At 65.6% G+C, this 14347-nt stretch carries 12 protein-coding genes, 2 tRNA genes and 6 pseudogenes; 14 read left to right on the top strand and 6 right to left on the bottom strand.

Going from position 1 to position 14347, the window contains the following annotated elements:
- The first annotated feature begins 3 nt into the window (after positions 1-3).
- Genes MHW47_RS07795 through MHW47_RS07790 form a run of 3 tightly spaced genes read left to right on the top strand, consistent with a single transcriptional unit; the run spans position 4 to position 2538 of the window.
- Positions 4-1563, top strand: a complete 1560-nt coding sequence (locus MHW47_RS07795) for an acyl-CoA carboxylase subunit beta (protein ID WP_239221892.1) — start codon at positions 4-6, stop codon at positions 1561-1563.
- 1 nt (position 1564) lies between these two features.
- Positions 1565-1753 carry an acyl-CoA carboxylase epsilon subunit gene (locus MHW47_RS36090; RefSeq protein WP_374230063.1) on the top strand — a complete coding sequence of 63 codons (189 nt, stop codon included), beginning with the start codon at positions 1565-1567 and terminating at the stop codon, positions 1751-1753.
- 20 nt (positions 1754-1773) lie between these two features.
- Positions 1774-2538 carry a thioesterase II family protein gene (locus tag MHW47_RS07790; protein WP_239221891.1) on the top strand — a complete coding sequence of 255 codons (765 nt, stop codon included), beginning with the start codon at positions 1774-1776 and terminating at the stop codon, positions 2536-2538.
- 108 nt (positions 2539-2646) lie between these two features.
- Here MHW47_RS07790 and MHW47_RS36085 read toward each other — a convergent pair whose 3' ends face one another.
- From MHW47_RS36085 to MHW47_RS07780, 3 genes and pseudogenes are all read right to left on the bottom strand, one after another.
- Positions 2647-3075 carry an IS5 family transposase gene (locus MHW47_RS36085; RefSeq protein ID WP_374230064.1) on the bottom strand — a complete coding sequence of 143 codons (429 nt, stop codon included), beginning with the start codon at positions 3073-3075 and terminating at the stop codon, positions 2647-2649.
- A gap of 232 nt (positions 3076-3307) precedes the next feature.
- Positions 3308-3376 (bottom strand): annotated as a pseudogene (locus MHW47_RS36080) (hypothetical protein); the annotation flags it as partial.
- Between the two features lie 190 nt (positions 3377-3566).
- Complete coding sequence (locus MHW47_RS07780) at positions 3567-3941, bottom strand: hypothetical protein (RefSeq protein ID WP_239221890.1); 375 nt, start codon at positions 3939-3941, stop codon at positions 3567-3569.
- Between the two features lie 998 nt (positions 3942-4939).
- Here MHW47_RS07780 and MHW47_RS07765 point away from each other — a divergent pair.
- The 4 genes and pseudogenes from MHW47_RS07765 to MHW47_RS07750 form a co-directional block, all read left to right on the top strand.
- Entirely contained in the window at positions 4940-6025 is a 1086-nt protein-coding gene (locus tag MHW47_RS07765) for a hypothetical protein (protein WP_239221889.1), read from the top strand.
- The gene (locus tag MHW47_RS07760; protein ID WP_239221888.1) at positions 6022-7761 is read left to right on the top strand and encodes an Hsp70 family protein; all 1740 of its coding nucleotides are present in this window, start codon (positions 6022-6024) and stop codon (positions 7759-7761) included. Before MHW47_RS07765 ends, MHW47_RS07760 begins: the two co-directional genes overlap by 4 nt.
- Before the next feature lie 31 nt (positions 7762-7792).
- On the top strand, positions 7793-8422 hold the full coding sequence (locus tag MHW47_RS07755; protein WP_239221887.1) for a hypothetical protein: 630 nt from the start codon (positions 7793-7795) through the stop codon (positions 8420-8422).
- An 87-nt stretch (positions 8423-8509) separates the two neighbouring features.
- Positions 8510-8996, top strand: a pseudogene (locus MHW47_RS07750) (FtsK/SpoIIIE domain-containing protein); the annotation flags it as partial.
- Here the strand turns inward: MHW47_RS07750 and MHW47_RS07745 are convergent.
- Entirely contained in the window at positions 8979-9179 is a 201-nt protein-coding gene (locus MHW47_RS07745; RefSeq protein ID WP_239221896.1) for a hypothetical protein, read from the bottom strand. The pseudogene MHW47_RS07750 and the gene MHW47_RS07745 sit on opposite strands and share 18 nt — an antisense overlap.
- Here MHW47_RS07745 and MHW47_RS07740 point away from each other — a divergent pair.
- The 5 genes and pseudogenes from MHW47_RS07740 to MHW47_RS07725 all read left to right on the top strand — a co-directional run.
- Positions 9093-9671: pseudogene (locus tag MHW47_RS07740) on the top strand (DUF2637 domain-containing protein); the annotation flags it as partial. The gene MHW47_RS07745 and the pseudogene MHW47_RS07740 sit on opposite strands and share 87 nt — an antisense overlap.
- Positions 9638-9857 (top strand): annotated as a pseudogene (locus MHW47_RS35675) (FAD-dependent oxidoreductase); the annotation flags it as partial. The pseudogenes MHW47_RS07740 and MHW47_RS35675, both read left to right, overlap by 34 nt.
- A 186-nt stretch (positions 9858-10043) precedes the next feature.
- Positions 10044-10199, top strand: a complete 156-nt coding sequence (locus tag MHW47_RS07735) for a hypothetical protein (RefSeq protein ID WP_239221895.1) — start codon at positions 10044-10046, stop codon at positions 10197-10199.
- A gap of 3 nt (positions 10200-10202) precedes the next feature.
- A pseudogene (locus MHW47_RS07730) lies at positions 10203-10379 on the top strand (mobile element transfer protein); the annotation flags it as partial.
- Between the two features lie 44 nt (positions 10380-10423).
- Positions 10424-11044, top strand: a pseudogene (locus MHW47_RS07725) (site-specific integrase); the annotation flags it as partial.
- Between the two features lie 78 nt (positions 11045-11122).
- Here MHW47_RS07725 and MHW47_RS07720 read toward each other — a convergent pair.
- Positions 11123-11195: transfer RNA gene (locus MHW47_RS07720), tRNA-Arg, on the bottom strand.
- 170 nt (positions 11196-11365) lie between these two features.
- Positions 11366-11457, bottom strand: a tRNA-Ser gene (locus MHW47_RS07715).
- Positions 11458-11656: 199 nt separating this feature from the next.
- On the opposite strand from MHW47_RS07715, the gene MHW47_RS07710 reads away from it, so the two are divergent.
- Positions 11657-12112 (top strand): SSI family serine proteinase inhibitor, encoded by a 456-nt coding sequence (locus MHW47_RS07710; RefSeq protein ID WP_239221886.1) that lies wholly within the window; start codon positions 11657-11659, stop codon positions 12110-12112.
- Positions 12113-12323: 211 nt separating this feature from the next.
- Positions 12324-14347 (top strand): PAS domain-containing protein (locus MHW47_RS07705; RefSeq protein ID WP_239221885.1); only part of this gene is annotated, 2024 nt, incomplete at its 3' end.

Below are 14347 nucleotides of genomic sequence, written 5' to 3'. Positions count from 1 at the left end.
ATCATGACCGTTGCCGATGTCAGTGTCCGAGTGGCCGAACGAGGAGCCATCAAGGAGGCCGTGGAGCTGGGCCCTTCGCCGAGCGCCACCGAGGCGCAGCGCGCGCGGGGCAAGCTGACCGTGCGCGAGCGGCTGGACCTGCTGTTCGATCCGGGGACCTTCCGCGAGATCGAGCAGCTGCGCCGCCACCGCGCGGCCGGATTCGGCCTGGAGGACCGCAGGCCCCACACCGACGGCGTGGTGACCGGCTGGGGCCAGGTCGAGGGCCGCAGGGTGTTCGTCTACGCGCACGACTTCCGGATCTTCGGCGGCTCCCTCGGTGAGGCGCACGCCCAGAAGATCCACAAGGTGATGGACCTCGCCCTGGCGGCCGGCGCCCCTCTGGTGTCGCTCAGCGACGGCGCGGGCGCCCGCATCCAGGAAGGCGTAACCGCTCTTGCCGGTTACGGCGGCATCTTCCGCCGCAACGTGGCCGCGTCCGGAGTGATCCCGCAGATCAGCGTGATGCTCGGCCCGTGCGCCGGCGGGGCGACGTACTCCCCCGCGCTCACGGACTACGTGTTCATGGTCCGCGACATCTCCCAGATGTACATCACGGGCCCCGACGTCGTGCAGGCCGTCACCGGCGAGAAGATCACGCACAACGACCTCGGCGGCGCCCAGGTGCACTCCACGGTGTCGGGCGCCAGCGCGTTCCTGTACGACTCCGAGGAGGAGTGCCTGGAGGAAGTGCGCCATCTGCTCACCCTCCTCCCGTCCAACAACCGCGAGCTGCCGCCCTCGGTCCCCTGCGAGGACCCGGTCGACCGCCCCGGCGACACCCTGGCCCGGCTGGTCCCCGCCGACCCGAACCTGTCGTACGACATGCGGGCGGTGATCGAGGAGATCGTGGACGACGGCGACCTCTTCGAGGTGCACGCCAACTGGGCGACCAACATCATCTGCGGACTGGCCCGGCTCGGCGGACACGTGGTCGGCATCGTCGCCAACCAGCCCGCCTCCCTCGCCGGCGTCCTGGACATCCACGCCTCCGAGAAGGCCGCGCGCTTCGTACAGACCTGCGACGCGTTCAGCATCCCGCTGGTCACGCTGGTCGACGTCCCCGGCTTCCTGCCCGGCAGCGACCAGGAGCACAACGGCGTCATCCGGCACGGCGCGAAGCTCCTGTACGCGTACTGCAACGCCACCGTGCCCCGCGTCCAGGTGATCCTGCGCAAGGCGTACGGCGGCGCGTACATCGTCATGGACTCGCGCTCCATCGGCGCGGACCTCTCCTTCGCCTGGCCCACCAACGAGATCGCGGTCATGGGCGCGGAGGGCGCCGCGAACGTCGTCTTCCGCCGCGAGATCGCCGCCGCCGACGACCCGGAAGCGGCCCGCGCCCAGCGCGTCAAGCAGTACCGCCAGGAGCTGATGCACCCGTACTACGCGGCCGAACGCGGCCTGGTGGACGACGTCATCGACCCCGCCACCACCCGGCAGGTCCTCGCCGACGCCCTGGACGTCCTGCGCGCCAAACACGTGCCGCTACCCGAACGCAAGCACGGCAACCCTCCGTTCTGACATGGCCGACTCCCCGATCCGCGTCGAAGGCGGAACCCCGACCCGCACCGAACTGGCGGCCGTCCTCCTGGCCCTGCTCACGGCGACGAGAGCCCGACAGGCACCCGAGAGTCCCGCCGCCCCACCACCCCGGTCCAACTGGGGCCCCGCACGGGGCTGGCGCCCTCCGGGCACCTGGCCGGCCCCGTAACCGACTGCCTAAGGAACTCCATGCCCACGCCCACCACACGGGCCACCAACGCCTGGCTGCGCCGCTTCCACCCCTCGGATGAGGCCCCCGTACGCCTGTTCTGCCTGCCCCACGCGGGAGGCTCGGCGAGCTACTACTTCCCGGTCTCCCGCACCCTGGCCCCCGCCGTCGACGTGATCGCCGCCCAGTACCCCGGCCGCCAGGACCGCCGCACCGAACCGTGCGTGGACGACGTCCGCCGCCTGGCCGACCTGGTCACCGCCGAGATCCTGCCGTGGTGCGACCGCCCGGTCGCCCTGTTCGGCCACAGCCTGGGCGCCACCCTGGGCTTCGAGGTCGCCCTCCGCCTGGAGGCCGCCGGCACGACCCCGCTCGTCCTCTTCGCCTCGGGCCGCCGCGCCCCTTCCCGCCCCCGCGAGAACGAAAACGTCCACCTCTCCCCGGACGCCCAGCTCCTGACGACCATCCGCCGCATGAGCGGCACCGACCCCGCGGTCCTGGCCGACGAAGAACTCCTCCGCTCCGTCCTCCCGGCCATCCGGGCCGACTACAAGGCCGCGGAAACCTACCGCTACACCCCCGGCCCGCCCCTCACGTGCCCCATCGAGGTCCTGAACGGCACCGAGGACCCCGAGGTGACCGACGCCGAAGCCAAGGCCTGGACCACCCACACCAAGGCCACGTGCACCTTCCACACCTTCCCCGGCGGCCACTTCTACCTCACCGACCACGCCCCCAAGGTGATCAACCTGATCCGCACCCGCCTCACGGCGAAGACCCACTAGACAACACAAGAGAGGCCCGGACTGACGTCCGGGCCTCTCTGCTGTGCACTCGGCAGGATTCGAACCTGCAACCTTCTGATCCGTGGCTCTACGTTCTGTCGTCAAGTGTCACGCCCACATCAGGAGTGATGCGAGGGCGACGGCTGCTTTGTAACACTGGGCGGTCTTGTCGTACCGGGTGGCGATCCGGCGCCATTGCTTGAGGCGGTTGAAGCACCGTTCCACGACATTGCGGTGCTTGCAGATCTCGCGGTTGAAGGCTGGCGGGCAACCTCCGCGGCTGCCTCGACGGACCCGGTTGCGGCCCTGGTCGGCCCGCTCGGGAATCGTGTGGGCGATGCCCCGCCGACGGAGCCGGGGGCGGATCACTCTCGAGCTGTATACCCTGTCGCCCAGGAAGCGATCGGGCCGACCTCGGGGACGCCCCGGTCCGGTCTGCGGCACCTGGATCGCCTCCATCACGGCGGTGAACCGAGTGCAGTCGTTGCTGTTGCCACCCGTGAGGACGAAGCCGAGAGGCCGGCCCTGCCGTCGCAGCCAGATGGATCTTGCTGGTCAGCCCGCCTCGGGACCGGCCGAGGGCCGGGGTGCAGAGCCCTTTTCTCGGGCCCCGGCCGCAGGCCGGTGGGCCCGGACGACGGTGGCGTCGACCGACACCAGCCACTCGAGGTCGCCCGCAGCGTTCCGGCCCAGCTTGAGCGGCTCGCCGCATCCGGTCGAACGTTCCGTCCGCCGCCCACCTGCGGAAACGGGTGTGGCGCGTGGCCCACGGGTCATAGCGCTCGGGCACGGCCCGCCAGGCCGTACCGGTCCGGAACTTCCACACGATCCCGTTCATGACCCTGCGGTCGTCCAGCCGCTTCCGCCCTCGCACCGGCTCGGGCAGCAAGGCCATATCGGCTGCGGCGAGGTCCTTGATGGGCTATCGGACGAGGTCGGTTGCTGGCGTTGCGGTAGGGAGCTGCTGTACAGCCTTGCCGTGAAGCCTCACCGCAGAACCGCCGGAGACGGCTCGGATAAGCACACCGTTATCCCTGCTCAAGGAGCTGACCTCCGTGATTCTTGGCCGCAGTCCTCCAATCACAGGCACTGCATCGCTCCAGATACGTGTACGGCGAAGCATCCATCGCATCGACTTCCGGCATGTTCTTGAAGTTCCACCGCCTTTGAACTCGACGGCAGGTTGCCACGGCCGAGTGGTACACGGTGAGATCCGGACCAGGAGTGATCCGGACAAGGCAGGGCAGGCTGGCGCTGGCGTCACCCAGTTCGGCAAGCTCCTGGTCGATCTTGCGAAGCTCGGAATCGCGGGCGGAGTCCAGCTTCCGGACCTCCTTGCGGTGATCATCAAGCACCTTAAGTTTGCGCAGTCTCAGTGTCTGAACTGCTTCAGCAGACGACATGCCAACTCCTAAGAAGTGTTCGCGGAAATGAATACTTTTTAGGGCGTGAGGTGGGCCCGTGTCCTGCTGCTCAACACCTTCGATTACTGAACTCGGGTAACCGAACTTCTGCGGTCACCGACGTGGTATGGCAACGTTGCTGAAATGACCCACAGATGCTTGTCACCCTGGGCGTCGCGTCCGTCGTGACGCGACCGGCCGCATCGTCGAGGCGGCGCTCCTGGTCCTCCCCGGCAACCGCGCCAACGCGGTCTTCACCACCCACCCCACAACCGAAGAGAGGACGGTGGAAGAATGACGGCCCACAACGAGCTTCGCCTCCTCCCCTGGTCCGGCCCGGATGGGCAAGCCCTGCTTCCTGAGCACCGACGACACTGGCGCACCACTTTCCCGGCTGGCTGACACCACCGAAGCCGCCCAGCTCGACGTCGGACACGAGCTCTTGGAGTACGCCATGGAACTGCGCACCGACGCAAAGTTGAGGCCAAGAGAAGTCCGTCTCCTGGCAACCGATCTCACGGAAGCCTTACAAGTGACGCTTCGGGTAGCCGTAAGCCGCGGCCACCGCCTGTCGCAGTCGACTTCCTTTGCGAGCGGTGACGGCTAAGCGGGCTTCTGCCCTGCGGCGATCTTCGGCTAACAAACACACACAGCCGGCGCCCCGAGTGCCCTGGACCGGCTCCGGGGCACTCGGGGCGCCGGGTGCGCCTTCAGTGAGCACAGACTGACTGCACCATGGAGCCAAGTGCCTCAGGACATAGGTGGACAAAGAGGTTAAAGTAGGCGAAGTTTCACAGACGCAGAACATTCGCCGTTCACACCAAGGCCATCGACATCCCGCTGTAGGTTTGCCTCGGGGTTTGCATTAGAGCGGGGGCTTTTCCTTGGTATCAGCGGGTCTATTCAGCGGCTTATCTAGCCTTAGCGGCCATCTACTGACTCTCTACAAGATCAAGCAGGATGGCAGTTTTCGCGACCAGCAAGAACTACTTCACCAATTGCGCGAACTTGAGGCTGGTAACGCACAACAGCGAGCACTTCAAAAGGAACAGCAAGCATCCCGGAATCGGGTACATGAAGCCGCCATTGGAGACTCTTACGAGATTGAGCGCGACTGGCGTCAGGCGCGCATTGGGATCGAAGTTAAAGCGATTCAAGATAAAATGGATCGCGAACTTGAGGAATCACCATTCTCGTATACACCTAGCGACTTTCACGCCCTCGTCCACACGGCCACAAGGGGCGGAGACATTCCCGCACTTCTGGTAGCCCCCTTCGTTCGTGATAATCTGAGCGGCCAGGAAAATACGGATGGCCCACACTCATTTCGCGTCGCCATTCGGCGGAAGTGGCTACAGTCTCCCTGGTCGAACGACCTTGTCTCTTTGGATGGCGCCCTCAAACGTCCACTCATCGCCACGGATGTAGACATTTTCCACATCCAAAAGGCACTGCACGACCTGCCTGTCATCTTAATCTACGGAGAAGTCCAATCGAGCAGCAGAGTCTGGCCAGCGCTTTGCGCATGGAACATCGTCGACTCACCTGACCTGCGTTCCGTTCAAGTAAACTTCCCTCCAGTCGCTCTGCCGCCTGCCAGCCCACAAAGCTCACATAACTCCGACAGCATCCTTGCGTTCGAGGATGAGTTAGGTGGGTCAACAGCTATCACTGCGGGGCTCATCGCTGAATGGTTCCATCTCGTTCGACACGGAAGAATCCCCAGGCTACACACGCTAATACCAGCAGCCCTGGAGGCCGAACGAAGAGTTATTGCTGCAGGACTGGCAGCCTCGTTTGATGTCGCCCTGGAACGAAACCGCGTTGATGTCGTTTCTGCCCGTCTCGGACAAGCCAGGGTCTACCTCGATGCGGGACTTCGAGAACAAGCAATTTCTGCGGCCTCCCAGGCACTGATCGCGGCAGAATCCAGTGAAGATCAAGTTCCCACCCACTCGATTCGCCAATTGGCCCAGATCCTGGACTCTCTGGGTCTAACTGAAGAGGCTAGGCGCGCTCGAATAGCCCTAGAGTCTGTTGCCAGGAGGGCCATTCTCCGAAATTTTGGCTGGGGGAATCAATGAAGAAGCAACGGGTTATTGCCGCAATTGACTTCGGAACTCATGGAACTGGCTTCGCGTGGACGACAATCGACGATCGGCATAAGGACCCCAAGCGTCGGCAGGTTTGGTTTAGAACCCGATGGCCAAACCACCCGACTCCCTACCCGAAGAACCTGAGCGCCATTCTCTTATCCCGTGACGGGGAGTTAGTTGCCTGGGGTTACGAGGCTCGACGTAAGTGGGCTGCTATTTCGGCACGAGGGGATGCAAGCGATTATGATTTCCACCTCGGGTTCAAAATGTCACTATCGATGGACGCGAAGCCTGAGAGCGAAGAAATTACCGGCGGCCGCCTGGGCTACGACAAGTCAAAGAAGTTGGCGACCATCTTTCTCGATAAGATGCGATCCACTGCCATGGAGGAGATTTCCAAGAGCGGCTACTCGAGCGATGAGGTGCGATGGTGCCTCACAGTTCCCGCGATCTGGGATGACTATCAAAAGCAGCTGATGTGGGAGGCTGCTGTAGCCGCCGGCCTCCCTGACGATGAGAGGCGTCTTCAGCTGGTGATCGAGCCGGAGGCTGCCGCTTACCACGCCAGGGTATCTGGGGTTCGCACGATCAATGCTAGTGGTCGTCGCGCATCGTTGATGTCAAAGGGATCCCGATTTCTTGTAGCCGACTGCGGTGGCGGAACCGTCGACATAACTGCTTACAAGACCGACTCACGGAATCGCCTGGAAGAGATTGGCCGTGAGTGTGGCGGAAAGTTCGGTTCGGAGTATGTAAATCAGGCATTCCTTGAGCGCGTACTGGCGAAGCGGCTGGGGTCATACGATGTTGTCGACAAGATCGGGATGCAATCTCCGGCAGCAATTATCGACTTGATGGATTCCTGGGAGAAGGCCAAAGTCAGCATCACCAAACTGGAGGATGATGACATTTATCTGCCGATTCCAGCAGCTCTCGATAGGCTCCTGGATAGCGACGCCCGGGATAACCTCGTCAAGAGCCAGGATGGAATCGTCGACTTCTTGGTAGTAACTGCACAAGAAGCCAGAGAAGTATTTGAAGCAGTTGTTCCTGGAATTTTGGGCCTTGTGGATAAGCAGCTAGACGAGATGCGTCTGCAGCGACGGAATTCTCCCGGAAAGGAACTGGTTATTCTGGTCGGGGGTTTCGGTAACTCCCCCTATCTTCAAGAGCGATTGCAAGAACATTTGGATGGGCGGGCTGACGTACTGGTCCCCCCTGATCCTCAGGTGGCCGTCCTCCTCGGAGCCGTGCACTACACATATGACCCACAGACAAAGTCGCGACGCACCAAGTACACTTATGGATGCGCAGCGAATGACACCTTCCGCGAGGGTATCGATCCCGCGGACCACCTAATTGTCCTTCCTGATGGCGAGAGGCGCTGCAATAATCGCTTTTCGCGATACGTCCAGGTCGGTCAGAGCGTCCCGGTGGATGAACTGGTGACGCACACCTTTTACCCCCTATACGAGGACCAGAAGCAGATAGAATTCAAGATCTACAGCTCTCCGGGGAAATATCCGACTTACGTAACAGAAGAGGGCTGTAGACTAATCGGGAAACTCACGGTTGACCTCTCGGACGCGATGAAGCTTCCACGAGACCAGAGGGCAGTCAGATTATCATTCGTCTTCGGTGAGGTGAAGATGAAGGTTATGGCAGTCGTTGCAAAGACGGGTAAGTTTGCCACCACCAACCTCGACTTCACTCCACTGAACTGATCCTTACTCGAATCTTTCGAGGAGAAAGCCCATGCGCGACAACGAATTATCTAGTGCGAGCAATGCTGCGCTTTTGGAAATGATCCTGCATCGATTGACTGATCTCGACTCTCACATGAGCGATTTGAGCGAAAAGCTTCACGATGTCCTCTCCCAGTTGGCATACTCAAGGGAGGATCTGACTGGGGCAGAGGATGAGGTTCATCGCGCTCTTGCTGAGGAGATCGGGACGTTCGTTGGACAGAAGTTGCTTTCTCTGTCGTACATGTCAGCTCAGCAACAAAACGGAAGCCAGCTCACCAAGAAGCGCATTGCTCAAATCATGAGTAAGCTGTGTTCTGCTTATCTAGCACCATCAGGGCCGGAACTTAATCGAGCCCGCAGGCTATTGCGGGCTCGAAAGGGTGATGAGGTCTGGCAGGCCGCAGGACAGGCGGCGCTTCAGATAAAAAAGATTCTCGAATCGGCGAGAATTCACGGGATCGAATTTGTCTGGGATTACGAGTTCAGTACTGGGCTACCAATTGATGAAACAAGGCAGCAAGCATGGTCGACCTGCGACCCGACATCTGATGTGAGCTTCGTTGTGGTGCCTGGTTACATCGCTGACGGTGAGCGGTACCGCTTGCAGGAGGTATTCACGGACAGCGCGGCGAGCTAGCTGTGGTCAAAAGGTCGGTGGAGGTGCTTTGGGGCGAGTGACCATGGCCCCATAGGCTTCCCGGCGCGTCGGACAGGCTGTGGACCTGACCTGCCTGATCACCTGCGAGCGATCGTGCTCGTGGTCGATGAGGTCGCCGAACTTGCCCTCTTCGCTACGAAGGAGAAGCGGCGGGACCGGACCATCACCTCTCTCGTCCGGCTCTCCCAGCTCGGCCGTGCCCCCGGCATCTACCTCGATATCTGCGGGCAGCGCTTCGGCTACGAGCTCGGTAAGCGCATCACGATGCTCCGTGCCCAGCTCACCGGTCGGACCGCTCACCACATCAACGACGAGACCTCCGCCAACATGGCCTTCGGCGACATCGCCCCGGACGCCGTTCTTGCCACAGTCCATATCCGCACCGATCGGCCCGACACCGCGGTTGCTGGCGACTCCTCCGGTGGATGGATTCGCATCCATACTCCCCACCCTCACGCTCCGTCGTGCCGTGAACATCGCGAGCTCTCACGCTCACCGCACGCCGAGATCCCCATCGGATGCTTTCCGGCCCGGTTCAGCCGCCCTCGGGTAAATCCGTGGTGCCCTCGACCGTCACCGTTACCGCGATCGCCTGAATCCCCTCGCTCCACGGCGACGTGACCGCTTCATGCCAGGTCTTCACCCACCCATGCCCGAAACCCCCAATGCGTCCCATCCGTCGACCGGAGGCATCCTCGTACAGACCGTGATCGCCGATGCCCTGTCCTTCGCTCACCTCCACGACCTGGCTGCGGCTGCCGGACAGTCCGGTTGGAAGGCCTGGTTCTACCCCGTGTCCGTGGACCTCCTGCTCGTCGCTGCCTGGTACCGGCTGCGGACCTCACGGGCCGCCGGTGTGCCTACCCCCTCGGCCTGGACGTGGTTCATGGTCGCCCTGGCCGCATCGCTCGGTGCATACGTCGCCACCGCCGGCTTTCTCGACCTCGGCCACGTACCCGCCTGGCTGCGCATCTTCGTCGCGGGCTGGCCCGCCCTCGCGTTCCTCGGCGGCACGCTCCTCGTCCACTCCCCCAGGCATCCGGAGACCCCCGAGCCTGCGGAACCCTACACAGACACCGAGCAGCCCCCGGCTGTGGAAGCGGTCATCGAGCGGGATGACGTGGCCGAACCGGAGCCGGAGCCCACCGCTGCCCCGGCCCTCCCTCCCCCCGGAACTGGAGCCGGTTCCGAACCGTCCTCGGCAGCTGGGCCCGCAGCCGCACTACCGACCTTCCGCTGCTCGGCGGCGCCGGCTACGACGCCGAGGCCGTGGCCGCGTCCGGCGGGCTCGCCGCCCATCTCGGCGAGCGCTTCGGCACCCGAGGCCCGGTTCGTCGGCGACCTGATCCAGGAGGACCCGGCGCTGGCCGAACCGGTCGTCGCCGGACTCCCGTACACGAAGGCCGAGGTCGTCCCGCATCGGACCCCGCACTCGCGCCCATGGTCGTACCGCCCGCCCTCGTCGCTCACGCCTGGAAGGTCGCGGACGACTACCGCGCCAGCACCGGCTACCCGATCGACACCCGCGCGCCCGCCTCGGCGTCCCGCTGTAGATGGCCAACGCCATCGCCGCCCAAGTCACCTGAGAACGAGATCGACCATGTGCGACTCGACCAGGCACGCCCTGGAGCGCGCCGCCGACCTGATCCGGCACAACCGCCTGGTGGAGGCCATGGCCACGGCCGACGAGTTCGAGTCGGCCGAGATCCGTCAGTGGCCCATCGACCACGCCGACGACTTCACCGGGGAGTTCTGAGCAATGGCCTCTCGCGACCACTTCCACTCCGTGATGCGGATCGGCACAGTGCGGATCGGCACCCGCCGCAACCGCCATGGCCGCACCAAGTGTGCCGCCGTGGGCACGTCCAACGGCTGCGGCTGGTCCATCGAGTACTCCAGCTCCTCGGCCGCCCAGCTCGCTGCCCGCACCCACCGCTACAAGCCCCGCTTACCTCGAAGGAGACCCGCTTCATGCATCAAGCGTGGTCCGTCGCCGAGACGGGTCAGTTCCTCGCAAACGCGGCTGACCGGGACGAACACCTCTTCGCGTCCTGGATGCTCGGGCTGTACCTCGGGCTCCACCGGGGTGAGGTCGTGGGGCTCACATGGGAGTCGATCGACTTCGAGACCGGCGAGCTGTACGTGGACCACCAGATCAAGCGGGCCCGTCAACTGCTCCGCCGCGGGATCAAGACCGAGGACTCCGACGACTTCCTCCCGCTGCCCTCCCTCTGTCTCGAGGCTCTCCGATGCGACGCGCTCAGCAGATCGGCGACCGGAAGGCGGCGGGCGACCTCTGGCAGGACACGCACGGTCTCGTCTTCACGACGAAGTACGGCACTCCGATCGAGCCGGGGAACCTCACCCGCATGTTCGCCCTCCGGGCCCGTCGCGCCGGCCTCCGGGTCATCCCGCTCCGGAACACTCGGCACACATGCAGCTCGCTCCTGGTCGCGCTCAAGGTGCACCCGAAGATCGCCCAGCGGATCCTGCGGCACTCGCCGATCGCCATGACGATGGACGTCTATGCGGACGCGGCTGACGAGGAGGTGCGCGCCGACGATCGGCAAGCTGTCCGACGCGATGGGCGGTACCGGCTGACGCGGTTGCTGTACTTCGCTGCTGTACGGGCAACGCGAGAGGCCCCCGGGATTTCTCCTGGGGGCCTCTCGCGTGCTGTGCACTCGGCAGGATTCGAACCTGCAACCTTCTGATCCGTAGTCAGATGCTCTATCCGTTAAGCTACGAGTGCTTGTGCTTCTTGGGCTTTTCTGCCCCGTCGGCGTTGCGAGAACAACATTACATGACCTGCGCCGGGACGCGAAATCCATTAGCCGGACCCCGCCTGACGTGGGTAAACGCCGTACCGGGCCGGGGAACGACCGAAGCCCCGTGCCAGGGGCACGGGGCTTCGGTGTGGTGCGGAGGCGGAGGGATTTGAACCCTCGATCAGGGGGTTACCCCGAAACCGCATTAGCAGTGCGGCGCCATAGACCGGACTAGGCGACGCCTCCAGCGCACATCCCGCGCGAGCGCGAGTGGTGCGTGCAGATGATGACACAGCTACACGCTGTGCCACCAATCGCGGCCTACGGTACTAGGGAGTCGGCCGCGAGGGCAAAGCGGTTGTCGTGCGCAACGCCGGGGCGGGTGGCGCGTTAGTCAGGGCGGGGGCGCCGCCCCAGCAGGTTCAGCCGCCACAGGAGTCCGCAAATGATGCGCCGTCTCGCCCTCACCGCTGTCGCGTCCCTCGCCGCGCTGTCCGCCGCCGCGCCCGCCGCCTCCGCGGCCGGGCCTCTGCCGCTGCCCCTGTCGCTGCCGTTGCTCCAGGGCCCCGCCGACGACACCCGGCTCACTGTGGTCGTGGCGGGCTCGGGCAACCCGGAGGCGGACGGGACGTACGAGCTGGAGTGCGGGCCGGCCGGCGGGAGCCACCCGGCCGCGGCACAGGCCTGCGACCGGCTGGAGCAGCTGAGGGCGCGAGGGCTGGACCCGTTCGCCCCCGTTCCCCGCAGTGCGATGTGTACGCAGCAGTACGGCGGGGAAGCCACCGCCCGCGTCACCGGCACCTGGCACGGGCAGCGGGTCGACGCCAGGTTCGCGCGGACCAACGGCTGCGAGATCGCCCGGTGGAACGGCGCCCGCCCGGTCCTGCCGAACGTGAGGTGACCCGTCCCCGAACCCCGGCGGCGGATCCGCACGGGGTTCGACGAGGGTCGGAGCCGTACAAGATCCGCACCACACCTTGGTGAGAGCTCCCCCTCATCCGCAGTCCCGCGCCCCGCCCCTGCCTTTAGACTCCTCCAGTGACAGCCTGAGGGCCGAGGGGCAAGATGGGGCCGCTGTCGGCAAGGTGCAGTAATAGGGAGGAACCGTCGTCGTGAGCAGCAGGCCATCCCGAGGCGCTGCTCGCCTCGCAGCCATACTCGATGCCCTTCCGGACGGGCTCCTGCTCGTCAACTGCAACGGTACGGTCGTCAACGCCAACACCATCGCCCTCGAAATGTTCGAGACGCCGGGCACCGCGCTCGTCGGTCGCGGGCTGCTCGATCTGCTGCCGGAGTTCGACTCCAAGCTGATCCCGGGGTCGATGCGCAGGCCCGAGGCTGCGGACGAGCGCGGCCGTACCAAGCCCACGCGCATGATCGCGCGGCGCACCGACGGCCACGAGTACCCCGTAGAGGTGACGAGCGCCAGCCTGGAGGACGGGCAGGCGGCCTACAAGGACGTCCAGGGCTCGTACGGCGGCGGTGGCGGTTACACGGGTGACGAGCTGCTGATGCTCGTCGTGCGCGACCTGTCCGGCACCGTGGACACCGAGGCCGAGCTGGCCCGCTCGCAGCGCCAGACCGAGATGATCCTGCGGGCCGCGGCCGAGGGCGTCGTCGGTACGGACACGGACGGCCGGGTCGTCCTCGTCAACCCCGCCGCCGCGCAGATCCTCGGCTTCCGGGCGAGCGATCTCGGCGGCAAGGAGCTGCACCCGCTGATCCTGCACTCGCGTGCCGAGGGCGAGCCGTTCCCGTACGAGGAGTCCCCGCTCGCCGACACGCTCAAGTCGGGGCGCAAGCATCGGGTGCGCGGCCAGGTTCTGTGGGCCAAGAGCGGGGAACAGGTGCCGGTCGATCTGACGACCGCGCCCGTCCGCGACGGTGACCAGCTCGTCGGCGCCGTGATGACGTTCACCGACCGCCGCCCCTACGAGGAGCTGGACCAGCGGCGCAAGGACGAGATCGCCGAGCTGACCGCGAACCACACCGCCGCCGTCGCCGAACTCACCGAACGGCACACCGCCGAGACCGCCGCCCTCAAGGAGGCGCACACCGCGGAGCTGGCCGATCGCACCGAGCGTTACGCCTCCGAGCTGGAGAAGCAGACCGAGCGGCTGACCGACCTCACCGCCCGGCACGCCCAGCTCACCGCGGTGCTCGGCGAGTCGCTGCGCGGGCCCTTGGAGGAGCTGCGCGGCGAACTGTCGGCGCTGGCCGCCGACCCCGCCGGCCAGCTGTGGCCCGAGGCCAACCAGATCCTGCACCACCTGGCCGCCGGCTACGCGCGCATGACGACGCTCATCGACAACGTTCTCGGCTACCAGCGCCTCGACAGCGGCGCGGAGGAGCTGATCAAGTCGCGGGTGCTGCTCGACGGGGTCGTCACCGCCGGTATCGACGCCGCGGTCGAGCTGATCGGGCCCGGCCGGGCACAGTTCGCGGTGCACGCCCCGCCGATCGAGGCGGAGGTCGACGCCGGGCGCCTGGTGACGGCCGTCGCCCACCTCGTCGCGGACGTCGCCGGCGTCGATTCGACCGGCAAGGCCCGGCTCGTGCCGGGTGGCGGCTATGTGGACTCCACGATCGTCGTCGCCGCCGCCCAGCGCGGTGACGTCGTCCGCATCGAGGTGCGCGGGCCGTTCGCCGGGGGCGACCCGGTCCACGTGCCGATCGTGAGCGGCATCGTCCGCGCGCACGGCGGCGTGCTCCAGACGCACGAGATGCCGGGCATGAGCGGCAGTGCGTACGTGCTGGAGGTGCCGATCGGCGCGGGTGCGGGAACGGTCGCGCCGCCGGAAGTGCCCGCGCTGATGGCTCCTCCTCCGGTGGAGGCTCCCCCGGTGGACGCTTCCCAGGTCGAGGCTCCTGCGGCCGTGGCCGAGGCGCCCGTTTCGGCCGGGCCTGTTCCCGCCGCGGATTCCGATCACTCGGGCCCCGTTCCGGCTGTTTCCGAGGCGCCCGAGGCGGGAAGGGGACGGCGCCGGGCACGGCGTTCCTCCACCGACGCCTTCCTGGAGAGCCCGGTGGGCGGTTCCGACGGCTCCGGCGAGCTGCAACCGGCTCCCGGGGACACCGGCGCGGCCGCCCCCACCGGGCGCAGGCGCGCGCGGCGTGCGGCCCCCGCCCCCGAGGC

The sequence above is a fragment of the Streptomyces sp. OfavH-34-F genome, from assembly GCF_022347745.1.
Taxonomy (GTDB): Bacteria; Actinomycetota; Actinomycetes; order Streptomycetales; family Streptomycetaceae; genus Streptomyces.
The sequence above is the reverse complement of the archived record's forward strand: the minus strand, read 5'-3'. Positions and strand labels throughout refer to the sequence as shown.